16 protein-coding genes and 1 pseudogene are annotated in these 15,084 nt (G+C 44.8%); 9 read left to right on the forward strand and 8 right to left on the reverse strand.

Features of this window, described 5'->3' with window-relative positions; all coding sequences use genetic code 11:
• A pseudogene (glgC, locus tag QZX97_RS07600) lies at positions 1 to 398 on the forward strand (glucose-1-phosphate adenylyltransferase); the annotation flags it as partial.
• A gap of 427 nt (positions 399 to 825) precedes the next feature.
• Here glgC and QZX97_RS07605 read toward each other — a convergent pair.
• Positions 826 to 1,299, reverse strand: a complete 474-nt coding sequence (locus QZX97_RS07605; protein ID WP_295654186.1) for a very short patch repair endonuclease — start codon at positions 1,297 to 1,299, stop codon at positions 826 to 828.
• A gap of 95 nt (positions 1,300 to 1,394) precedes the next feature.
• On the opposite strand from QZX97_RS07605, the gene dcm reads away from it, so the two are divergent.
• Positions 1,395 to 2,642, forward strand: coding sequence for a DNA (cytosine-5-)-methyltransferase (gene dcm, locus QZX97_RS07610; protein WP_295654184.1), 1,248 nt, complete (start codon positions 1,395 to 1,397; stop codon positions 2,640 to 2,642).
• Positions 2,643 to 2,648: 6 nt separating this feature from the next.
• On the opposite strand, the gene QZX97_RS07615 is transcribed toward dcm, so the two are convergent.
• From QZX97_RS07615 to QZX97_RS07635, 5 genes are all read right to left on the reverse strand, one after another.
• Complete coding sequence (locus QZX97_RS07615; RefSeq protein ID WP_295664547.1) at positions 2,649 to 3,413, reverse strand: Eco47II family restriction endonuclease; 765 nt, start codon at positions 3,411 to 3,413, stop codon at positions 2,649 to 2,651.
• Positions 3,414 to 3,495: 82 nt separating this feature from the next.
• Positions 3,496 to 4,173 carry a metal-dependent hydrolase gene (locus QZX97_RS07620; RefSeq protein ID WP_295654182.1) on the reverse strand — a complete coding sequence of 226 codons (678 nt, stop codon included), beginning with the start codon at positions 4,171 to 4,173 and terminating at the stop codon, positions 3,496 to 3,498.
• Between the two features lie 94 nt (positions 4,174 to 4,267).
• Positions 4,268 to 4,573 carry a YbaB/EbfC family nucleoid-associated protein gene (locus QZX97_RS07625; protein WP_295654181.1) on the reverse strand — a complete coding sequence of 102 codons (306 nt, stop codon included), beginning with the start codon at positions 4,571 to 4,573 and terminating at the stop codon, positions 4,268 to 4,270.
• A gap of 13 nt (positions 4,574 to 4,586) precedes the next feature.
• A complete protein-coding gene (locus tag QZX97_RS07630; protein ID WP_295654179.1) occupies positions 4,587 to 5,792 on the reverse strand; it encodes a serine hydrolase domain-containing protein in 1,206 nt (401 codons plus the stop codon).
• A 209-nt stretch (positions 5,793 to 6,001) separates the two neighbouring features.
• The gene (locus tag QZX97_RS07635; RefSeq protein WP_295654177.1) at positions 6,002 to 6,799 is read right to left on the reverse strand and encodes a hypothetical protein; all 798 of its coding nucleotides are present in this window, start codon (positions 6,797 to 6,799) and stop codon (positions 6,002 to 6,004) included.
• Between the two features lie 94 nt (positions 6,800 to 6,893).
• On the opposite strand from QZX97_RS07635, the gene pepT reads away from it, so the two are divergent.
• The 7 genes from pepT (at position 6,894) to QZX97_RS07670 (ending at position 13,785) form a co-directional block, all read left to right on the forward strand.
• The gene (pepT, locus tag QZX97_RS07640) at positions 6,894 to 8,153 is read left to right on the forward strand and encodes a peptidase T (protein ID WP_295654213.1); all 1,260 of its coding nucleotides are present in this window, start codon (positions 6,894 to 6,896) and stop codon (positions 8,151 to 8,153) included.
• 43 nt (positions 8,154 to 8,196) lie between these two features.
• Complete coding sequence (locus QZX97_RS07645) at positions 8,197 to 9,717, forward strand: hypothetical protein (protein WP_295654175.1); 1,521 nt, start codon at positions 8,197 to 8,199, stop codon at positions 9,715 to 9,717.
• 46 nt (positions 9,718 to 9,763) lie between these two features.
• Complete coding sequence (locus QZX97_RS07650) at positions 9,764 to 10,195, forward strand: hypothetical protein (RefSeq protein WP_295654172.1); 432 nt, start codon at positions 9,764 to 9,766, stop codon at positions 10,193 to 10,195.
• A gap of 124 nt (positions 10,196 to 10,319) precedes the next feature.
• Positions 10,320 to 10,715 (forward strand): PepSY-like domain-containing protein, encoded by a 396-nt coding sequence (locus tag QZX97_RS07655; RefSeq protein ID WP_295654169.1) that lies wholly within the window; start codon positions 10,320 to 10,322, stop codon positions 10,713 to 10,715.
• Positions 10,716 to 11,090: 375 nt separating this feature from the next.
• The gene (locus tag QZX97_RS07660) at positions 11,091 to 12,593 is read left to right on the forward strand and encodes a hypothetical protein (RefSeq protein WP_295654167.1); all 1,503 of its coding nucleotides are present in this window, start codon (positions 11,091 to 11,093) and stop codon (positions 12,591 to 12,593) included.
• A gap of 503 nt (positions 12,594 to 13,096) precedes the next feature.
• Positions 13,097 to 13,402, forward strand: a complete 306-nt coding sequence (locus QZX97_RS07665) for a type II toxin-antitoxin system HigB family toxin (protein WP_295654164.1) — start codon at positions 13,097 to 13,099, stop codon at positions 13,400 to 13,402.
• The gene (locus QZX97_RS07670) at positions 13,402 to 13,785 is read left to right on the forward strand and encodes a helix-turn-helix domain-containing protein (protein WP_295654161.1); all 384 of its coding nucleotides are present in this window, start codon (positions 13,402 to 13,404) and stop codon (positions 13,783 to 13,785) included. Before QZX97_RS07665 ends, QZX97_RS07670 begins: the two co-directional genes overlap by 1 nt.
• A 31-nt stretch (positions 13,786 to 13,816) precedes the next feature.
• Here QZX97_RS07670 and QZX97_RS07675 read toward each other — a convergent pair whose 3' ends face one another.
• Positions 13,817 to 13,948 carry a hypothetical protein gene (locus tag QZX97_RS07675; RefSeq protein ID WP_295654159.1) on the reverse strand — a complete coding sequence of 44 codons (132 nt, stop codon included), beginning with the start codon at positions 13,946 to 13,948 and terminating at the stop codon, positions 13,817 to 13,819.
• Between the two features lie 68 nt (positions 13,949 to 14,016).
• Positions 14,017 to 15,081, reverse strand: a complete 1,065-nt coding sequence (locus QZX97_RS07680) for a glutaminyl-peptide cyclotransferase (protein WP_295654156.1) — start codon at positions 15,079 to 15,081, stop codon at positions 14,017 to 14,019.
• Between the last annotated feature and the right edge of the window lie 3 nt (positions 15,082 to 15,084).

Below are 15,084 nucleotides of genomic sequence, written 5' to 3' on the forward strand. Positions count from 1 at the left end.
TGCCACCCTCAAAAATATCGGGGCCAACGCTCACCAATACCATCATATCCGACGGTTGCATCATCAATGCCAGCCGCATCACACGTTCGGTCATCGGTATACGTACCCGCATCGGTTTCGATAGCATCGTCGAAAACTGCTACATCATGGGCAGCGACGAGTACCAAACCCTCGAACAGATCGCCCAATCGCGCGAAAGCGGCGTCCCCATTATGGGCATCGGCGACCGCTGCATTATCAAGAACGCCATTGTCGACAAAAACTGCCACATCGGTAACGACGTACGCATCAACTGCGGCGAACCCCTGGTAAATGGCGACTACGACAAATACACCGTAATGGACGGCATCGTGGTGCTCAAAAAACGCGCCGTGATACCCGATGGCACGGTGATATAACTCGCCTCACCCCGGCCCTCTCCAAAGGAGAGGGAGCTGAACGTGTTGTAAAGTCCTCTCCTTTGGAGAGGATTTAGGCGAGGCCATTTGCCATTTTCTTAACACCACACCCATATTTCAACCCGAAATATGGGTATTTATGGGTATTTTCAGTCGAATTTTTGACTCGCAATTATCAAATTTGTAATCTAAGCCACCCAAACGCTTAGCGCTTTACTAACGCGCGCTTGCGAAAAATATGGGTGTTGTTTTTATTTCCGATGTTCAATTTCGAATTTAACAATTCCTGACCATCTTCCATTTTACATCTTCCGTCTTCCATCATAGCCTATGGGTATTTATGGGTATATTTTAATAAACTTTTTCGTCTAACGCTCCAACTCAACATTCCCTACAAGTTACGAAATTTTAGCGAGATATGCAAAGATCATGTGCTTTTAATAGCAGTAAACCTAATCACTTTATTGATGCAATAATTAATATCCGTTTTAATTTCCTTTTCCCAAAACCTCAATACAATATAACCCAATAATTCAAGCTTGTGATTGTTTGCCCTGTCGCGTTGCATGTTCCTTTCAATTTTGGCTATCCAAAAATCCCTGTTTGTTTTAATTTTCTCACGTTTTTTATCCCATTCATATCCATGCCAAAATTCCCCGTCAATAAATATAACAAGCTTATGCTTTTTAATAACTATATCGGGGTTTCCCTGAAGTAATTTATTATGTATCCTATAACGTATCCCTAAACTCCATAATGCCTTCCGCAGCAGCATTTCTGGCTTTGTATTTTTCGACCGTATTTTCGACATTAGCAAGCTTCGTTGCCGGGTTGTATAAAATCCGTTCTCCTCGTTAAAACGGGGCACATTTATCGGGTCTTCATCTTTGTATTTGATCATCTTAAAATGTGGAAAACTAATTTTATTAGCATAGCAAAACCTTCAAACCTTTAAATATATTTGTAACCATGTGTAAGGTTGTTTAACATGGTTATATGAAAAAAGTTTATACGTTATCTGAAGCTGCAAATTTATTAGGAACAAGTAAAGAAACACTCAGGCGATGGGATAAAAGTGGAAAATTATCCGCTTTTAGAGAGCCGATGAGTAATTATCGATACTATAAGAAGGATCAGTTGATGATCTTCGACCAATTAAATGTAAAGCCTTCTGATGAAGATACAGTAAACCCGACTGCAAATTATAACGTTCTTGAACTTTTTGCCGGGGCTGGTGGCTTGGCTATCGGCTTAGAGCAGGCCGGGCTAAAATGTATCGCGTTAAATGAAATAGACCATTGGGCAGCCGAAACACTTAGGTTCAACAGGCCACATTGGAATGTTTTGGAAGGCGACATCCGCAATATGTCCTTTTCTGACCTTAATGGAAAAGTTGATGTGGTAACGGGCGGTTTTCCATGTCAGGCATTTAGTTATGCCGGTAAAAAATTGGGGTTACAAGATGCCCGTGGCACACTGTTTTATGAGTTTGCAAGGGTAGTACAAGAAACTTCTCCTGCTATTTGTATAGGCGAAAACGTAAGGGGACTGCTAAACCATGAAGGCGGGAAGACGTTACAAGGTATGATCTCGATCCTTGATGAAATTGGTTACAGGGTTTTAGACCCCAAGGTATTAAAAGCCATATTTCACAAAGTACCTCAAAAAAGAGAACGTTTGATCCTCGTAGGTATCAGAAAGAATATTGATGTGGATTTTGAATACCCAAAGAGTAACAAAACAATTTACACTTTAAAAGACGCATTAAAAAAAGGTGAACTTTACGATACTGATGTACCAGTCTCTCCCGGAACAAAATACCCTCTTAGTAAAAAAACTGTATTAGACCTTGTGCCGCCCGGCGGTTATTGGCGCGACCTTCCCCTCGAAGTGCAAAAAGACTATATGCAAAAAAGTTTTTATTTAGGTGGTGGTAAAACAGGTATGGCAAGAAGAATAAGTTGGGATGAGCCAAGCTTGACCCTTACCTGTAGCCCGGCGCAAAAACAAACAGAACGGTGCCATCCTGATGAAACACGGCCATTTACAGTACGGGAATATGCCCGTATACAAACGTTCCCTGATGATTGGAAGTTTGCAGGGCCTATTTCGAGCCAGTATAAACAGATTGGTAATGCTGTGCCTGTTAATTTAGCCAAGGCTGTTGGCGAAGCTGTTGTAAGTTTCTTAAATGAGACCCGTATCCAAAACCAAAAAAACTATCAGGAACGTATTGCTGTTTAATGATGGTCACAGTTTCTTAAACTCTAAATAATAGCCAAAGTTTTCAAATGTTATTTGATCAAGAATATTTCGTCTGCTTTTAACTGTCTCTTTTTTTATTTCTGACAAAGCAGAGTGTTCGATTACTTTTTTGCTGGGTTCGAATGTTAATAGATAATCCTTTATGGCTATCGGTAAAACTTTGTACAACGCATACAATGCATCATCTTGGCCGGTCAACAAGGCATAAAACCTATCGCCTGATATTTTGTAAACCCTGCTATGGCTATATTCTTTACCATTGATTATTCCAGACCATTTATCGTCAAAACTCCCTTTGGCTAATATTTGAACCCAATAACATTTCGCCTTTTTATAATTATCTGCATATTTGGCCAATTTTTGAAATAAACTTTCCGCAGCACTGCTATTCATTGTATTGTGCTTATTCTTAATATCAGCGAACAAAGTGTCATCATTGGCTTTAATATCGAACCCACTTAAGTTCCCTTTAGTATATCCAGCAACACCACCAAGTATCTCTTCGTGAAAAGTACCTATAAAATTGTTGATTGATTTATCAATTTGCCGGAGCAATTCGGTCTCTACCAGGCTTTCTTGTTCTATCTCATTAAAAACGCTGTCAAATGTTAGTTTAACAGTATCTATTTTATTCGCATAAAATTTCTTTCTGCTTACAGAGTTTTTTGCTCGGATATATGACTTATGGAGATTACCAATGCATGCCATCAAATGCTCATCAGTAATATAGTTCAAATATTTATTCGCCATAATATTCGAAGATAACATTTTTTAACAACGTATCGCAAATAATAGGTTCAAGCCTTTATATCTTACCCCACCTCGGCTCACCTTACAACTCCATCGTTTCGCCTATAGCGGGCAACTGCAAATTCAATCCCGCCTTTTCAAACTTGGCGCTCACTTCGGCCTTGTCTATCACAATCACCGGGAAGGTATCGTAATGCACGCCTATCACGTTTTTGCAATTGATAAAGCCTGCCGCTTTAATGGCGTCATCGGCACCCATAGTATAGTTGTCGCCAATAGGGAGGATGGCCCAGTCAAGGTTTTCGTCGGCGAGGAGCTTCATGTCGTAGGTCAGCGCCGTATCGCCGGCAAAATATATTTTTTTGCCATCGGCATAAATCACATAGCCTGCCGGGTTGCCGCCGTAAGCGCCATCGGGCATCGAGCTGCTGTGCAACGCGTACACCATTTTAACACGGCCAAAATCAAAGTTAAAGCCGCCGCCAAAGTTCATGCCGTGTACGTTGGTAATGCCTTTGCCGTTCAGCCAGCCCGCAATATCGGCAATGCAAATTACCTGCGCGCCGCTGTTTTTTTCGATGGTAAACAGGTCGGCAATATGGTCGCCATGCCCGTGCGACAGTAAAATATAGTTGGGTTTAAGGCTGTTCACATCAATGTGGCTGGCCAGTTGGTTGTGCGAAATAAAGGGGTCGAACAGTAATTTGATGCCGTTTATTTCGAGCTCAAAACAAGAGTGTCCGTAAAAAGTGAATTTCATGGGGAGTTGGTTTTTTTATACGAAATAACCAATCCTTTTTCAAATTGTTATGCTTGCCCTGCGGATTTTTAACTTTTTACTTTCCGCTTACCATTTACTTCCCAAACATACCGCCCAGTCCGCCAAACATCTGTTGCGTCATGGCCGCCATCTCGCTTTGGCTCACATTTTCGGCTTGCTCCAGGGCTTTGTTCACCGCGATAAGTACCAGGTCTTCCAACTGCTCTTTATCGGCTTCCTGCACCAAAGCTTCATCAATAGTAATGGACAGTATCTTTTTATTCCCGTTGGCACTCACTTTCACCTTACCGCCCTCTGCAGTTCCGGTAACGGTAATGGCATCCAGGCGTTTTTTCACTTCGCCTGCCTTTTGCTGGGCTTCTAATAATTTATCAAACATGATTTCTTACTTGTTAATCGTCGCTTGTTTCACCGGTGCCATTATACGCGCTTTTGCGCACCACAGGCATGCCCACAATTTTAAACAAATCGTCCAAATGCAGCAAGCTGCCGTTGGCCAGGTTCGATAGCAGAACAATGGTAATATCGTTCTTCATATCCCTCAGGTATATATGCCTGAACCCGTGCCACCAGCCGGTATGGTAAATTACCTGCTGCCCGGGTGCCTCGAATATTCTCCAGCCATAACCATAGCTAAAATGCCCGTGCAGCATCGGGTTGCGCGGCACGTATGCCGAATCCATGGTGGCTTGTTTCAATAGCAGCCCGCGGCGCAGGGCATTGTCAAACAGGTACAGGTCGCCAACGGTGCTGTAAATGCCTTTATCGCCTACAGGGCCATCCAAAAAGTTTTGCGCTACCGAGTAACGCCATTGCCCCCTGTCGTGTCCAACCACATCAACCGGTATCTTATCATAAGCAGCTTTCGAATATACGGCCGTATGGCTCATCCCCGCCGGGTCAAAAACGTTCTCCTTCATGTACTTGGCATACGGCATACCGGTTACCTTTTCGATAATGGAGCCCAGTACCATAAAGTTGGAGTTGTTGTATAAAAAGCGCTTATCGGGCACATTAAAACGCGCAGGTTTGTATTGCGCTATCAGGTTCATCTCGTCCTGGTTGCTGATGCCCTTCCTCTCGTCGCGGTGTTCTTTACGATAAATATCATCGGTAAAATATACGTAGTTCATCAGCCCCGAGCGGTGGGTAAGCAGCAGTTTAATGGTAACCCCATCGTACGGAAAATTCGGGAAGAAATCCTTTACGTTTTGGTCCAGCCGCAATTTACCCCGTTCCATCAATTGCAAAATAGCGGTCGATGTCATGGTTTTTGATACCGAAGCCAGCTCAAACTGCGAGCCAATGGTCAGTTTCTTTTTGCGCAGGTAATCTGCCCAGCCTATCGCGTTCTCGTATAAAATTTTACCGTGTTTGGCTACCAGCACGTTGCCGTTAAAGCCGCTGTGGGTATGCAGGTGCTGCATAAAATCGTCAATGCGCTTGTCGGCATTAGCGGAGTCGTATTTTAAGATGTTCAGGTCGGGCTTGGCTTTTGTAACAACAGGTGTTTTGTCGTTCCCTTTGCTGTTTGAGCATGATAGCATTGATACCGTTAATGCCGACGATAACAATATGTTCTTATAAACTGTCCCCATAAAAAATCCAAAAATGATACAACCGCAAAAATTATCAATTAAGCATTAACTTACTCACAATAGTTTTAAACAATGAGCGTAATTTTGTTAACTAATAAGTTACTTTTTATGGCAAAAAAGCAATAATTAAAGCGTTAAAAACCTGTTTTTACAAAACAAGCAAGTAACTAACTTATAAACAATGCGATAAGGGGAGGCTAAAGGTTACGCTAATGTATCGGTCGTCGGTACGAGGTGATACTGCCAAAATTCCACTTGATACCAAAACTAAAACCGGAGTATTGCTCAAACTTTTTGGTCAATACCAGCGGGTCGGCAAAACCATCAAGGCCGTAGCCCAAAATATAATTATGCTGGTAGCCCAGCTCTACTAAAAGGTAAGGCTCGTCGTAATCATTGTATACTTTAAACTGATAACCCACCCGTAGCGGGATCATCACATTTTGGCTGTTATCCTCACCGCCTATGTAATAGGTCGAGTCGGGACTTAAACGACTGTTATTGTTCGATATACTATTGAACACTAATCCTATACCGGTACCTACATAGATATTTTTGGCAGCCTTGGCAACTATACCATCGCCTGCGTAATCCATAAATTCGCCAAGTTGTACATCAACATGCAGGTTTAGCGCCTGAAAGCTATTACTATAACTTAAATGGTAAGGATCTAATTTTGAGTATGCTTTGGGAATATCCAACAATAACGAATCATATTTGGCATTGGTCGGGTCCAACGCGGCCACAGCTTTGGGATAATATTCATTATAACCGCCCGATAAGGTACCAAACTGGTAATCCAACGTAACATTAATATATGGCGACAAATTATAACCCAAATTAAAATTATAAGCACCATGCCATGATTGGTTGAGCACACTGGTACTCGCTTTTACGTAGCTTATACCCGTACCTAAACTCCATTGTGCGTAATTATATCCAATTTGCGCTTTTGTAGTAAAAACTGCCGCCTGGGCCAGCAATAGAATAATAAGGATCCGTTTCAAAATATAATGTTATTTATAAGGTGGCCGATTTTAAAAAACAGCAATACTTTTTTTAACTATGTTTACCAAAAATAAAGTTTCATTCGGTAATATCATGACTTCTTTCAAATTTTCTGATTTTAATTCTACAGTAGCTGAACGGTTTTTGCGTTATGTTATTGTGGATACTCAATCAGATCCTGCATCAATAACCTGTCCATCAACGCTTAAACAAAAAAACCTCGGCAAAATCCTTGTCGACGAGCTTTTATCTATCGGCGTTACTGATACGAATATAGACGAATTTGGTTACGTTTATGCAACAATTCCGGCAAATACAAACAAACAAAATGTGCCCGTAATCTGCTTTTGCTCGCACATGGACACCTCACCCGATTGCAGCGGGCTAAACGTGAAACCCATCGTCCATAAAAAATATACCGGAGCCAATATTGTCCTTCCGGATGATGATAGTCAGGTACTCCGCATGAGCGAACATCCCGACCTTAAAAACCAGCTTAGCAACGACGTGATAACTGCCAGCGGCACTACTTTGCTTGGCGCCGATAACAAAGCCGGTCTGGCCGAGATTATGGATGCTTGTTACCAATTGGTCAACCATCCCGAAATCAAGCATGGCACCATCAAAATACTCTTTACACCTGACGAAGAAATAGGCCGCGGCGTTGACAAAGCCGATCTCAAAAAACTCGGTGCCGACATAGCCTATACCATCGATGGGGAAAGTGCCGGCACTATGGAAAACGAAACCTTTTCAGCCGACGGCGCTAAACTCACCATCAACGGCATCAGCGCGCACCCCGGTTTTGCCAAAGGTAAAATGCAAAGCGCTATCAAAATAGCAGGAGCTGTTGTTGCCGCCTTACCGCATGAACTTTCCCCCGAAGGTACATCGGGCAAACAAGGTTTTGTGCACCCGGTCGAAATAAGCGGGCACGTAGAACAGGCAATCGTAAACTTCATCATTCGCGATTTTGACGATGATAATCTGCAGCAACATGCCAATGTGATCAGGCAGATAACCGAAAATGTATTGTTAGCCTACCCCGGTGCAAGCTATACCCTCGAAACAAAAGCTCAATACCGAAATATGAAACAGGTGTTGGATAAACACCCCGCTATAGTCGACAATGCAATGGAAGCCATAAAACGCGCCGGCATGGAACCGCGTTTACGCAGCATTCGCGGCGGCACGGACGGTTCGCGCCTATCGTTCATGGGTTTGCCCTGCCCAAATATCTTCGCCGGCGAACACGCTTTCCACGGCAAACAGGAATGGGTATCTATCCAGGACATGCAAAAAGCCGTCGAAACCATTTTGCATCTTTGCGAAGTTTGGGAAGAGCGGGCATAACCCGGTTTTTTGTAATTTAGCCGCTCTGTATTCAATATAAGTTATGCCCAAAAACCCTCGCACGTTTGCAGTTAAACACCTCGACGCCTTAATTGCGGCCGTCGCAGGTTTTTTTGTAGTGAACCTGTACATGCGTTACGCCGGTATCGGCATATCGCCGGATAGCATTATGTACATGAGCACGGCGCGCAACCTGAACACCCACCATACCCTTCATTTTTTTGGTGATAAGCCCATCGTTGCTTTCCCGGTATTCTTTCCGATATTTTTAGCCATCATCCAGTTCATCACCCAAACCGACCCATTGATACTGGGCCCGGCGTTAGATGGCATCCTTTTCGCTGTACTGATATTTTTAGCAGGCGTCATTATGGAAGGTTTTACTTATCCAACTAAACTCTACAAATGGTTGGCATTAGCCGCCATCGCCATCAGCCCATCGCTCCTCGAAGTGTACACCAAGCTCTGGTCCGAAACCTTGTTCATCGTTTTTACCCTTGTGTTTTTTATCCTCTATAAAAACTATCTAAAAAGCTACAATATCTCTGCCCTGCTTTGGTTGGGCGCCGTTACCGCTTTAGCATGTGATACCCGTTATGCCGCCATTACCTTAGTGGGCACCGGCGGTATGCTCATGCTATTCGATGGTAACCTGAAACCCCGCAAAAAAACCGGCCATATCCTGTTGTTTGGCACCATTAGTATATCCTTACTGGTGGCCAATATTATACGCAACTCGTTGGTAACACATACCGGCACAGGGCCGCGCTATAAATCGCTCACTTCGCTCACGCAAAACATGCACTACATCGGCACAGTATTTTGCGATTGGTTTACCCTTACCGAAAAGCAATACGGTTGGGCGGTTATCATTACAGCTTTACTCATTGTTGGCTTTATCACCGTATTTTTATACAACGCCTTTATCAACAAAGCGCGTTTTGGCAGTTACGAAAACATCATCATCACTTTCTTCATCGCCTATGGTTTGTTCATGCTCTTATGGGCAACCATTAACCGTTTCGAAACATTGAACAACCGCCTGCTGTCGCCGCTGTTCATCCCCTTTTTGTTGGGATGCACCTATTGGCTCGCTATCGTTTTCAAAAGCAAAGCCATCAAATACCGATTGCCGCTTATCGCGATAAGCGCCTGCATAGCCTTACTGTTCATCTACCGCGAATACCAAACCGACTATCAGCGTTACGACGACGAAGGCGAATACGGCGTACCCGGCTATACCGACGACAGCTGGAACAAATCGCCCCTGGTGGCAGAACTAAAAAAGCCCGACCTGTTTAAACCCGGTTACCCCATTTACAATAACCTGTGCGAGGGCTTTTATTTCTTCACCGGTAAAGGTTCGGAGTATATCCCCAATATCGACTCGGCCAGGCAGGTCCAAAAGTTTTACGCTCAAAAGCGCTTTTATATTATTTATTTTGACCAGTTTCCCGATAAGGCCCTCTTTACTTTAAAACAGGTCGAGGAAAAAAGGCCGCTTAAACCTATATTTGTATGCCCCGATGGCGGCATTTATGAGTATGATGAAACCGAAAAATAACCAAACAAATCATAACCCTATAACCATCAAATTATCAACAAAGACCATGAAAAAAGTTTTATTGATTGTTACGATGCTTGTACTAACCTCAACAAGCTATTTATTTGCCCAAAAAGTGGATTCCAAAACCGTACCGCTTGCCGTGCGGTCCGAACTGGCGCGCCGCTACCCCGACGCCGGTAAAGCTACCTGGGAAAAGCATAAAGGCAATTACCGCGCTTATTGGAGCGGAAAAACCGGGCACGACAAACACGTCGACATCACCCCTGGCAGTGCCTTCTTGGAAATTGGCGACCATTTCGACCCAAAGTATTTGCCCAAAGCAGCCATTAGCTATATTGATGTACATTACCATACCCCCATCATCAACGCCGAACAAATAGCCGACGTTACCGGCAACATCCAGTTCCTCGTCCGCATTTCGGGCGACAGGGAGCTGCTGTTTACCACGCAAGGCCGCTTTATGAAACAACGCTAATCGAATCCAAAATTCTTACAAAAAGGCTACAGCATTAATTCAGAATGGATCGCTAAGCTTGTTTAAATCAAATTAAACAGCAATAGCATGAAAAAAGGATTGTTCATCACAGGTTTAATGGCTTTTGCAGCCATTGGTAGTTTATTCGCCCAGGACATCAAAGCTTCGGCGGTTCCGGCGGCCGTTAAAGCAGCCTTCGCCAAAAAAATACCCTGCCGCAACCAAAGTAGGCTGGGAAAAGGAAAAAGGTAATTACGAAGCCAATTGGGGCGGTAAATCGGGCGAAGACAATGCCGCCATGTTTACCCCTGCGGGCAATTTTGTGGAATACGTAAACGCCATCGCCATCAGCGCCTTGCCGGCAACCGTAGCGCCATATATCAAAGAACATTACAAAACCCCGATAAAAGAGGCCGGCAAAGGCATCGACGCCGCAGGCAAAACCTTTTACGAAGCCGAAATAAAAGGCGGCAAAGACCTCATCTTCGATGAAACCGGCAAATTCATCAAAGTTGATTAAACCTCAACTATACCTTAACGCAAAAAACCCCGTTGACCAAATCAACGGGGTTTTTTGATTTAACCCTCCCAACCGTCAGCAGGGTAGCTTCGGCCAAAAGCGGGCAGAACAATGGTGGCCTTGTGCGGTGACAGGGGCATAGAAATTTTTGCCTGAAGCGGTGCCAAGAGCGCAAACGCGGCAAAAGGTTTTCCCGATACCTATCAGGATGGTTCAGCCCGCTTGTGCGCAAAGGCCAAGAACGCAAAGAAGCCTTCCTGCTGACTTGATTTTTTGTTTCTTTTTTATCAAGAAAAAAGTAAAAGGGCTCCGCGCCCATAGCGGCCAACAAGCTCGTATACTATTCTCCCAAAAAAATACTACATTGCTTTCTAAATGGCTAAACTCAAAAAACTACCCACCCCTATCACCATCCTGGTCATCGTTATCATCATTTCGGCTATAGCTACCTGGTTGATGCCCGCCGGACGGTACGATAAACTGAGCTACGCCGACGGCGCCTTCTCGCTATCCACATCCAAAACAACGCTCACCTTGCCCGGCACACAACATACGCTCGATAGCCTCAAAGTACGCATCCCCTTAGCCAAATTTAAAAGCGGCGATATACGCAAACCCGTGGCCGTGCCCGGCAGCTACCAAAAACTAAAAAACAAGAACACGCAAGGCCCTGTTGATACCCTCCAGGCGCCCATAAAAGGCTTGATTGACGCTGCCGATATCATCTTCTTCATCCTCATCATTGGCGGTTTCATGACGGTCTTTCAGCAAACCGGTGCCATGGATCAGGGCATCTTTTACCTGTCCCATAAAATGAAGGGCAACGAAGCCTGGCTCATCATCAGCCTCACCTTCTTTTTCTCGTTTTGCGGCTCCAGCTATGGCATGGGCGAAGAAGCCCTTGTCTTCTACCCCATATTGGTACCGCTATACCTCGGCGCCGGGTACGATTTGCTCGTCCCCCTCGCCGTCATCTTTGCGGGTACGCAGTTGGGCACGCTGTCCTCGTTCTCCAACCCTTTCGCGGTCATCATCGCGTCCAACGCGGCCGGCATCAGCTGGACCGACGGCCTCATCGAACGTATCCTCGTGTTCGCCCTTACCACCGGTGTTACCATCTGGTACATTGTGCGCTATGCCAACCGCTGCAAAAAAGACCCTACTTATTCGCTGATATATCGCTTTAACGGTAACCAAGCTTCCCCTTTTGCCCATGTAACTGCCGAAACTACAACCGTTACACTCGGCTGGCGCAACGCGGGTTTGTTGTTCATCTTTGTTGCCACGCTGTTTGGTATGATAGCCGGCGTTATCTGGCTCGACTGGTGGATGACCGAAATGTCGGCCATATACCTTGCCGCGGCGGTATTGGTCGGGTTCCTCGTCCGCATGAAGGAATCCGTCTTCATCGAACGTTTCGTCGAGGGTGCCAAAAGCCTGCTCGGTGTGGCCTTCATCGTGGGCGTTGCGCGCGGCATCACCATCATCCTGAACGATGGCCACGTGAGCGATTCCATCCTCTACTATTCGGCCAACCTGGTGGGCGGCATGCCGCCGATGCTGTTCATCGTGGTGCTGTTTGTGCTATACAATGTGTTCACACTCTTCATATCCTCCTCATCGGGGATGGCGGTACTCACCATGCCCATCTTCGGTTCGTTGGCGGCGGTAGTAGGCGTGCCCGGCCGCGAAATCGTCAACTGTTACCTTTTCGGGATGGGCATCATGGGCTTCATTACCCCCAACGGACTCATCCTGCCCTCGCTCGCCATCGTCAACGTAAGCCTCAAAGTATGGCTCAGGTTCATCTGGCCCCTGCTCGCCATCCTCAGCATCATCTGTGCAGCCTTCCTGGTGGTCGGGGTGTTGATGAAATAACTCCCCGCCAATGTGCGAATGAGTAAATGTGTGGATGTGCAAATATTTGATTATCAATAACTTTAATATAAACGTCATTGCGAGGAGGAACGACGAAGCAACCTCTGCGCGACAGGTAACCCCGCCAACCGGGGGGGGGGGTAAAAGTAAGACTTTTTAACACCCGTTTAACCGTCCGCCACCCTGTCACTTCCACCGCAGGGAGAAAACTTCTCCAACCAAACTCACGGTGCCTGTAAAGCCGCAGAAGTTTTCTCTCTCGTACCTCGTTCGAAATGACATGAACTGAGGGTAGGGGGGAAAAAGTAAGACTTTTAAATAACCTTTTAACATTCCAACTTTACAACGTTTCAACATCTATCAAACCAGACAATGTACGAAATTTTGGCGGCATTAACAAACAAAGCAGTCAATTATTGCTCCCACAGGATGCTCCTGCTGCCATAAAAAAAATTTCAATTTTTGAAACAATATTTTATAAATTAAAACATTATATTTGCGTAATGGTTATTATTTCCAAAAGCACACTTCGGGAATTTGCAGAATTACACGCTGATGCGGAAGGCCCTTTGTTCAACTGGTACGAATTGACTGCGAACGCTGATTGGAAAAATTTCAACGAAGTAAGGAACACCTTTAACAGTGTTGATGCCGTTGGGAACGACCGTTATGTATTTAACATCAAAGGCAATAATTACCGGCTCATTGCCCTTATCATTTTTAAAGTGCGGACGGTATTTATCCTTTTTATTGGTACACATGCCGAATACGATAAAATAGACGCGGCGAAAGTTAGTTTTAAGAAATAATGGAAAACAAAAGCACAATAACAACAGATAAAAGTTACCACGAAACCATGGTGGCTATTTACGAATTAATGGACAAGGGCGAACAAAACCTAACCGAAGCGGAAATTGAAAACCTGGCAACAATGGCGCAAGCCGCCGAAAAGTATGAGGATGAAGTATTAAAACTGAAACCACCCAAACAACCCCAAAGTCTACCCGAAATCATCGAATTGTTTATGTTCGAAAATAAATTGTCGCAAGCCAAACTTGCCGATAAATTAGGCATCGGAAAACCCAAATTATCGCAAATACTCAACGGAAAACGGCAACCCGATGTACCCTTCCTCAAAGCCATGTACAACGAATTGCACATCGACCCTAAGTTTATTTTGGAGCATGTGTAGCACTGTTGGGTTGGTGCATTATAAACTGAAATTATCCTTTGATGCTACCTGAAATTGATGCCCTATCTTCATCAGTATTCAACTTTTTATATTCCCATTCTAATTGGTAAATTGGGTCTGATTGGGGAACTCCAAGTATTATTTTTAATAGCCTCTCCTTCATGGGTTAATCCTATCAAAGTGTTATCAACACATTATTCGCTTACTATCTGATTTCTGACTTCCGCCCTCCTACTCTTTCACAAACTTCACCTGATACAAATGCGGCCATTTTTTGCCAGTAACAAAAATCCGTTTGGTGGCGGCATCGTAGGCAATACCGTTCAGCACGTTGTTGCCATAATCAAAATCAGCGGGGCGCTGGTTGTTGGGGTACAGGTTTTTCATATCGATCTTTTGCAACACCGCGCCGTTTTTGGGGTTTATCACCAAAATGGTATCGCGCGTGTACACGTTGGCGTATAGCTTGCCGTCAATCATTTCCATTTCGTTCACGGCGTTTATTGGCCCCTGGTCATCAAACACGTCGATAAATCCGGTTGGTTTAAAAGTATCTTTACTTAAAAACCAGATGCGGTTGGTGCTGTCGTTTTGGTATAGCCTGGTGCCATCGTAACACATGCCCCAACCTTCGGGGCCCCAGTTATAGGCCAGGCTGTCTATCACTTTAAAGGTCTTTTTATCGTACACAAAAGCTATATTTTCTTTATAGGTCAGCTGCAATATCTTATCGCCCACTACCGATATGCCTTCGCCAAAATATTTGGCCGGCATGCTCACGCTTTGTACCACTTTGCCCGTGTTCAAATCCACCCTGCGCAAACCCGAGCGAACGTAATCGCCTTTGCTTTCGTACAGGTAACCATCCAGGTATTCCAAACCCTCGGTATAACAAGCCGTATCATGCGGAAAAACCTTCTCCACCCTGTAAGTATAACTCTCGGGAGCTTTGGCAGCCTTGATAATCACATTCGTCGAAACCTCCTGCGGCTTACCGCCGGTAAACACCCGCGCCGTAATGAGCTTGGAACCACAGGTCATCGAGTCAGTTTTGATTTTTGCGCCCACGGTATCCTTGCGGGATGCATAGCGCACCGAATCGATCAGGTACACCACCGAATCCGGTTTTACATCGGCAGGGCACTGTACGCTTACGGCTATCACATCGCCCAATTTATAGCTTTGGCCAGCTTCGGGTGTGATGCCTATGATGGCTTCCGTTTTATGCCCGCCGCCGCAACCGGCTATGATCAACCCCAACAACACCGCGAATACACCTGTTCTTAAATTCTTCATTAT

It is taken from the genome of uncultured Mucilaginibacter sp., assembly GCF_903893715.1.
Classification (GTDB): domain Bacteria; phylum Bacteroidota; class Bacteroidia; order Sphingobacteriales; family Sphingobacteriaceae; genus Mucilaginibacter.

Excerpts from the sequence above, each read along its gene's own strand:
- QZX97_RS07605 (WP_295654186.1), bottom strand. The coding sequence starts at position 1,299 with ATGATCAAATACAAAGATGAAGACCCGATAAATGTGCCCCGTTTTAAC.
- dcm (WP_295654184.1), top strand. The coding sequence starts at position 1,395 with ATGAAAAAAGTTTATACGTTATCTGAAGCTGCAAATTTATTAGGAACA.
- QZX97_RS07615 (WP_295664547.1), bottom strand. The coding sequence starts at position 3,413 with ATGGCGAATAAATATTTGAACTATATTACTGATGAGCATTTGATGGCA.
- QZX97_RS07620 (WP_295654182.1), bottom strand. The coding sequence starts at position 4,173 with ATGAAATTCACTTTTTACGGACACTCTTGTTTTGAGCTCGAAATAAAC.
- QZX97_RS07625 (WP_295654181.1), bottom strand. The coding sequence starts at position 4,573 with ATGTTTGATAAATTATTAGAAGCCCAGCAAAAGGCAGGCGAAGTGAAA.
- QZX97_RS07630 (WP_295654179.1), bottom strand. The coding sequence starts at position 5,792 with ATGGGGACAGTTTATAAGAACATATTGTTATCGTCGGCATTAACGGTA.
- pepT (WP_295654213.1), top strand. The coding sequence starts at position 6,894 with ATGACTTCTTTCAAATTTTCTGATTTTAATTCTACAGTAGCTGAACGG.
- QZX97_RS07645 (WP_295654175.1), top strand. The coding sequence starts at position 8,197 with ATGCCCAAAAACCCTCGCACGTTTGCAGTTAAACACCTCGACGCCTTA.
- QZX97_RS07650 (WP_295654172.1), top strand. The coding sequence starts at position 9,764 with ATGAAAAAAGTTTTATTGATTGTTACGATGCTTGTACTAACCTCAACA.
- QZX97_RS07660 (WP_295654167.1), top strand. The coding sequence starts at position 11,091 with ATGGCTAAACTCAAAAAACTACCCACCCCTATCACCATCCTGGTCATC.
- QZX97_RS07665 (WP_295654164.1), top strand. The coding sequence starts at position 13,097 with ATGGTTATTATTTCCAAAAGCACACTTCGGGAATTTGCAGAATTACAC.
- QZX97_RS07670 (WP_295654161.1), top strand. The coding sequence starts at position 13,402 with ATGGAAAACAAAAGCACAATAACAACAGATAAAAGTTACCACGAAACC.
- QZX97_RS07675 (WP_295654159.1), bottom strand. The coding sequence starts at position 13,948 with ATGAAGGAGAGGCTATTAAAAATAATACTTGGAGTTCCCCAATCAGAC.
- QZX97_RS07680 (WP_295654156.1), bottom strand. The coding sequence starts at position 15,081 with ATGAAGAATTTAAGAACAGGTGTATTCGCGGTGTTGTTGGGGTTGATC.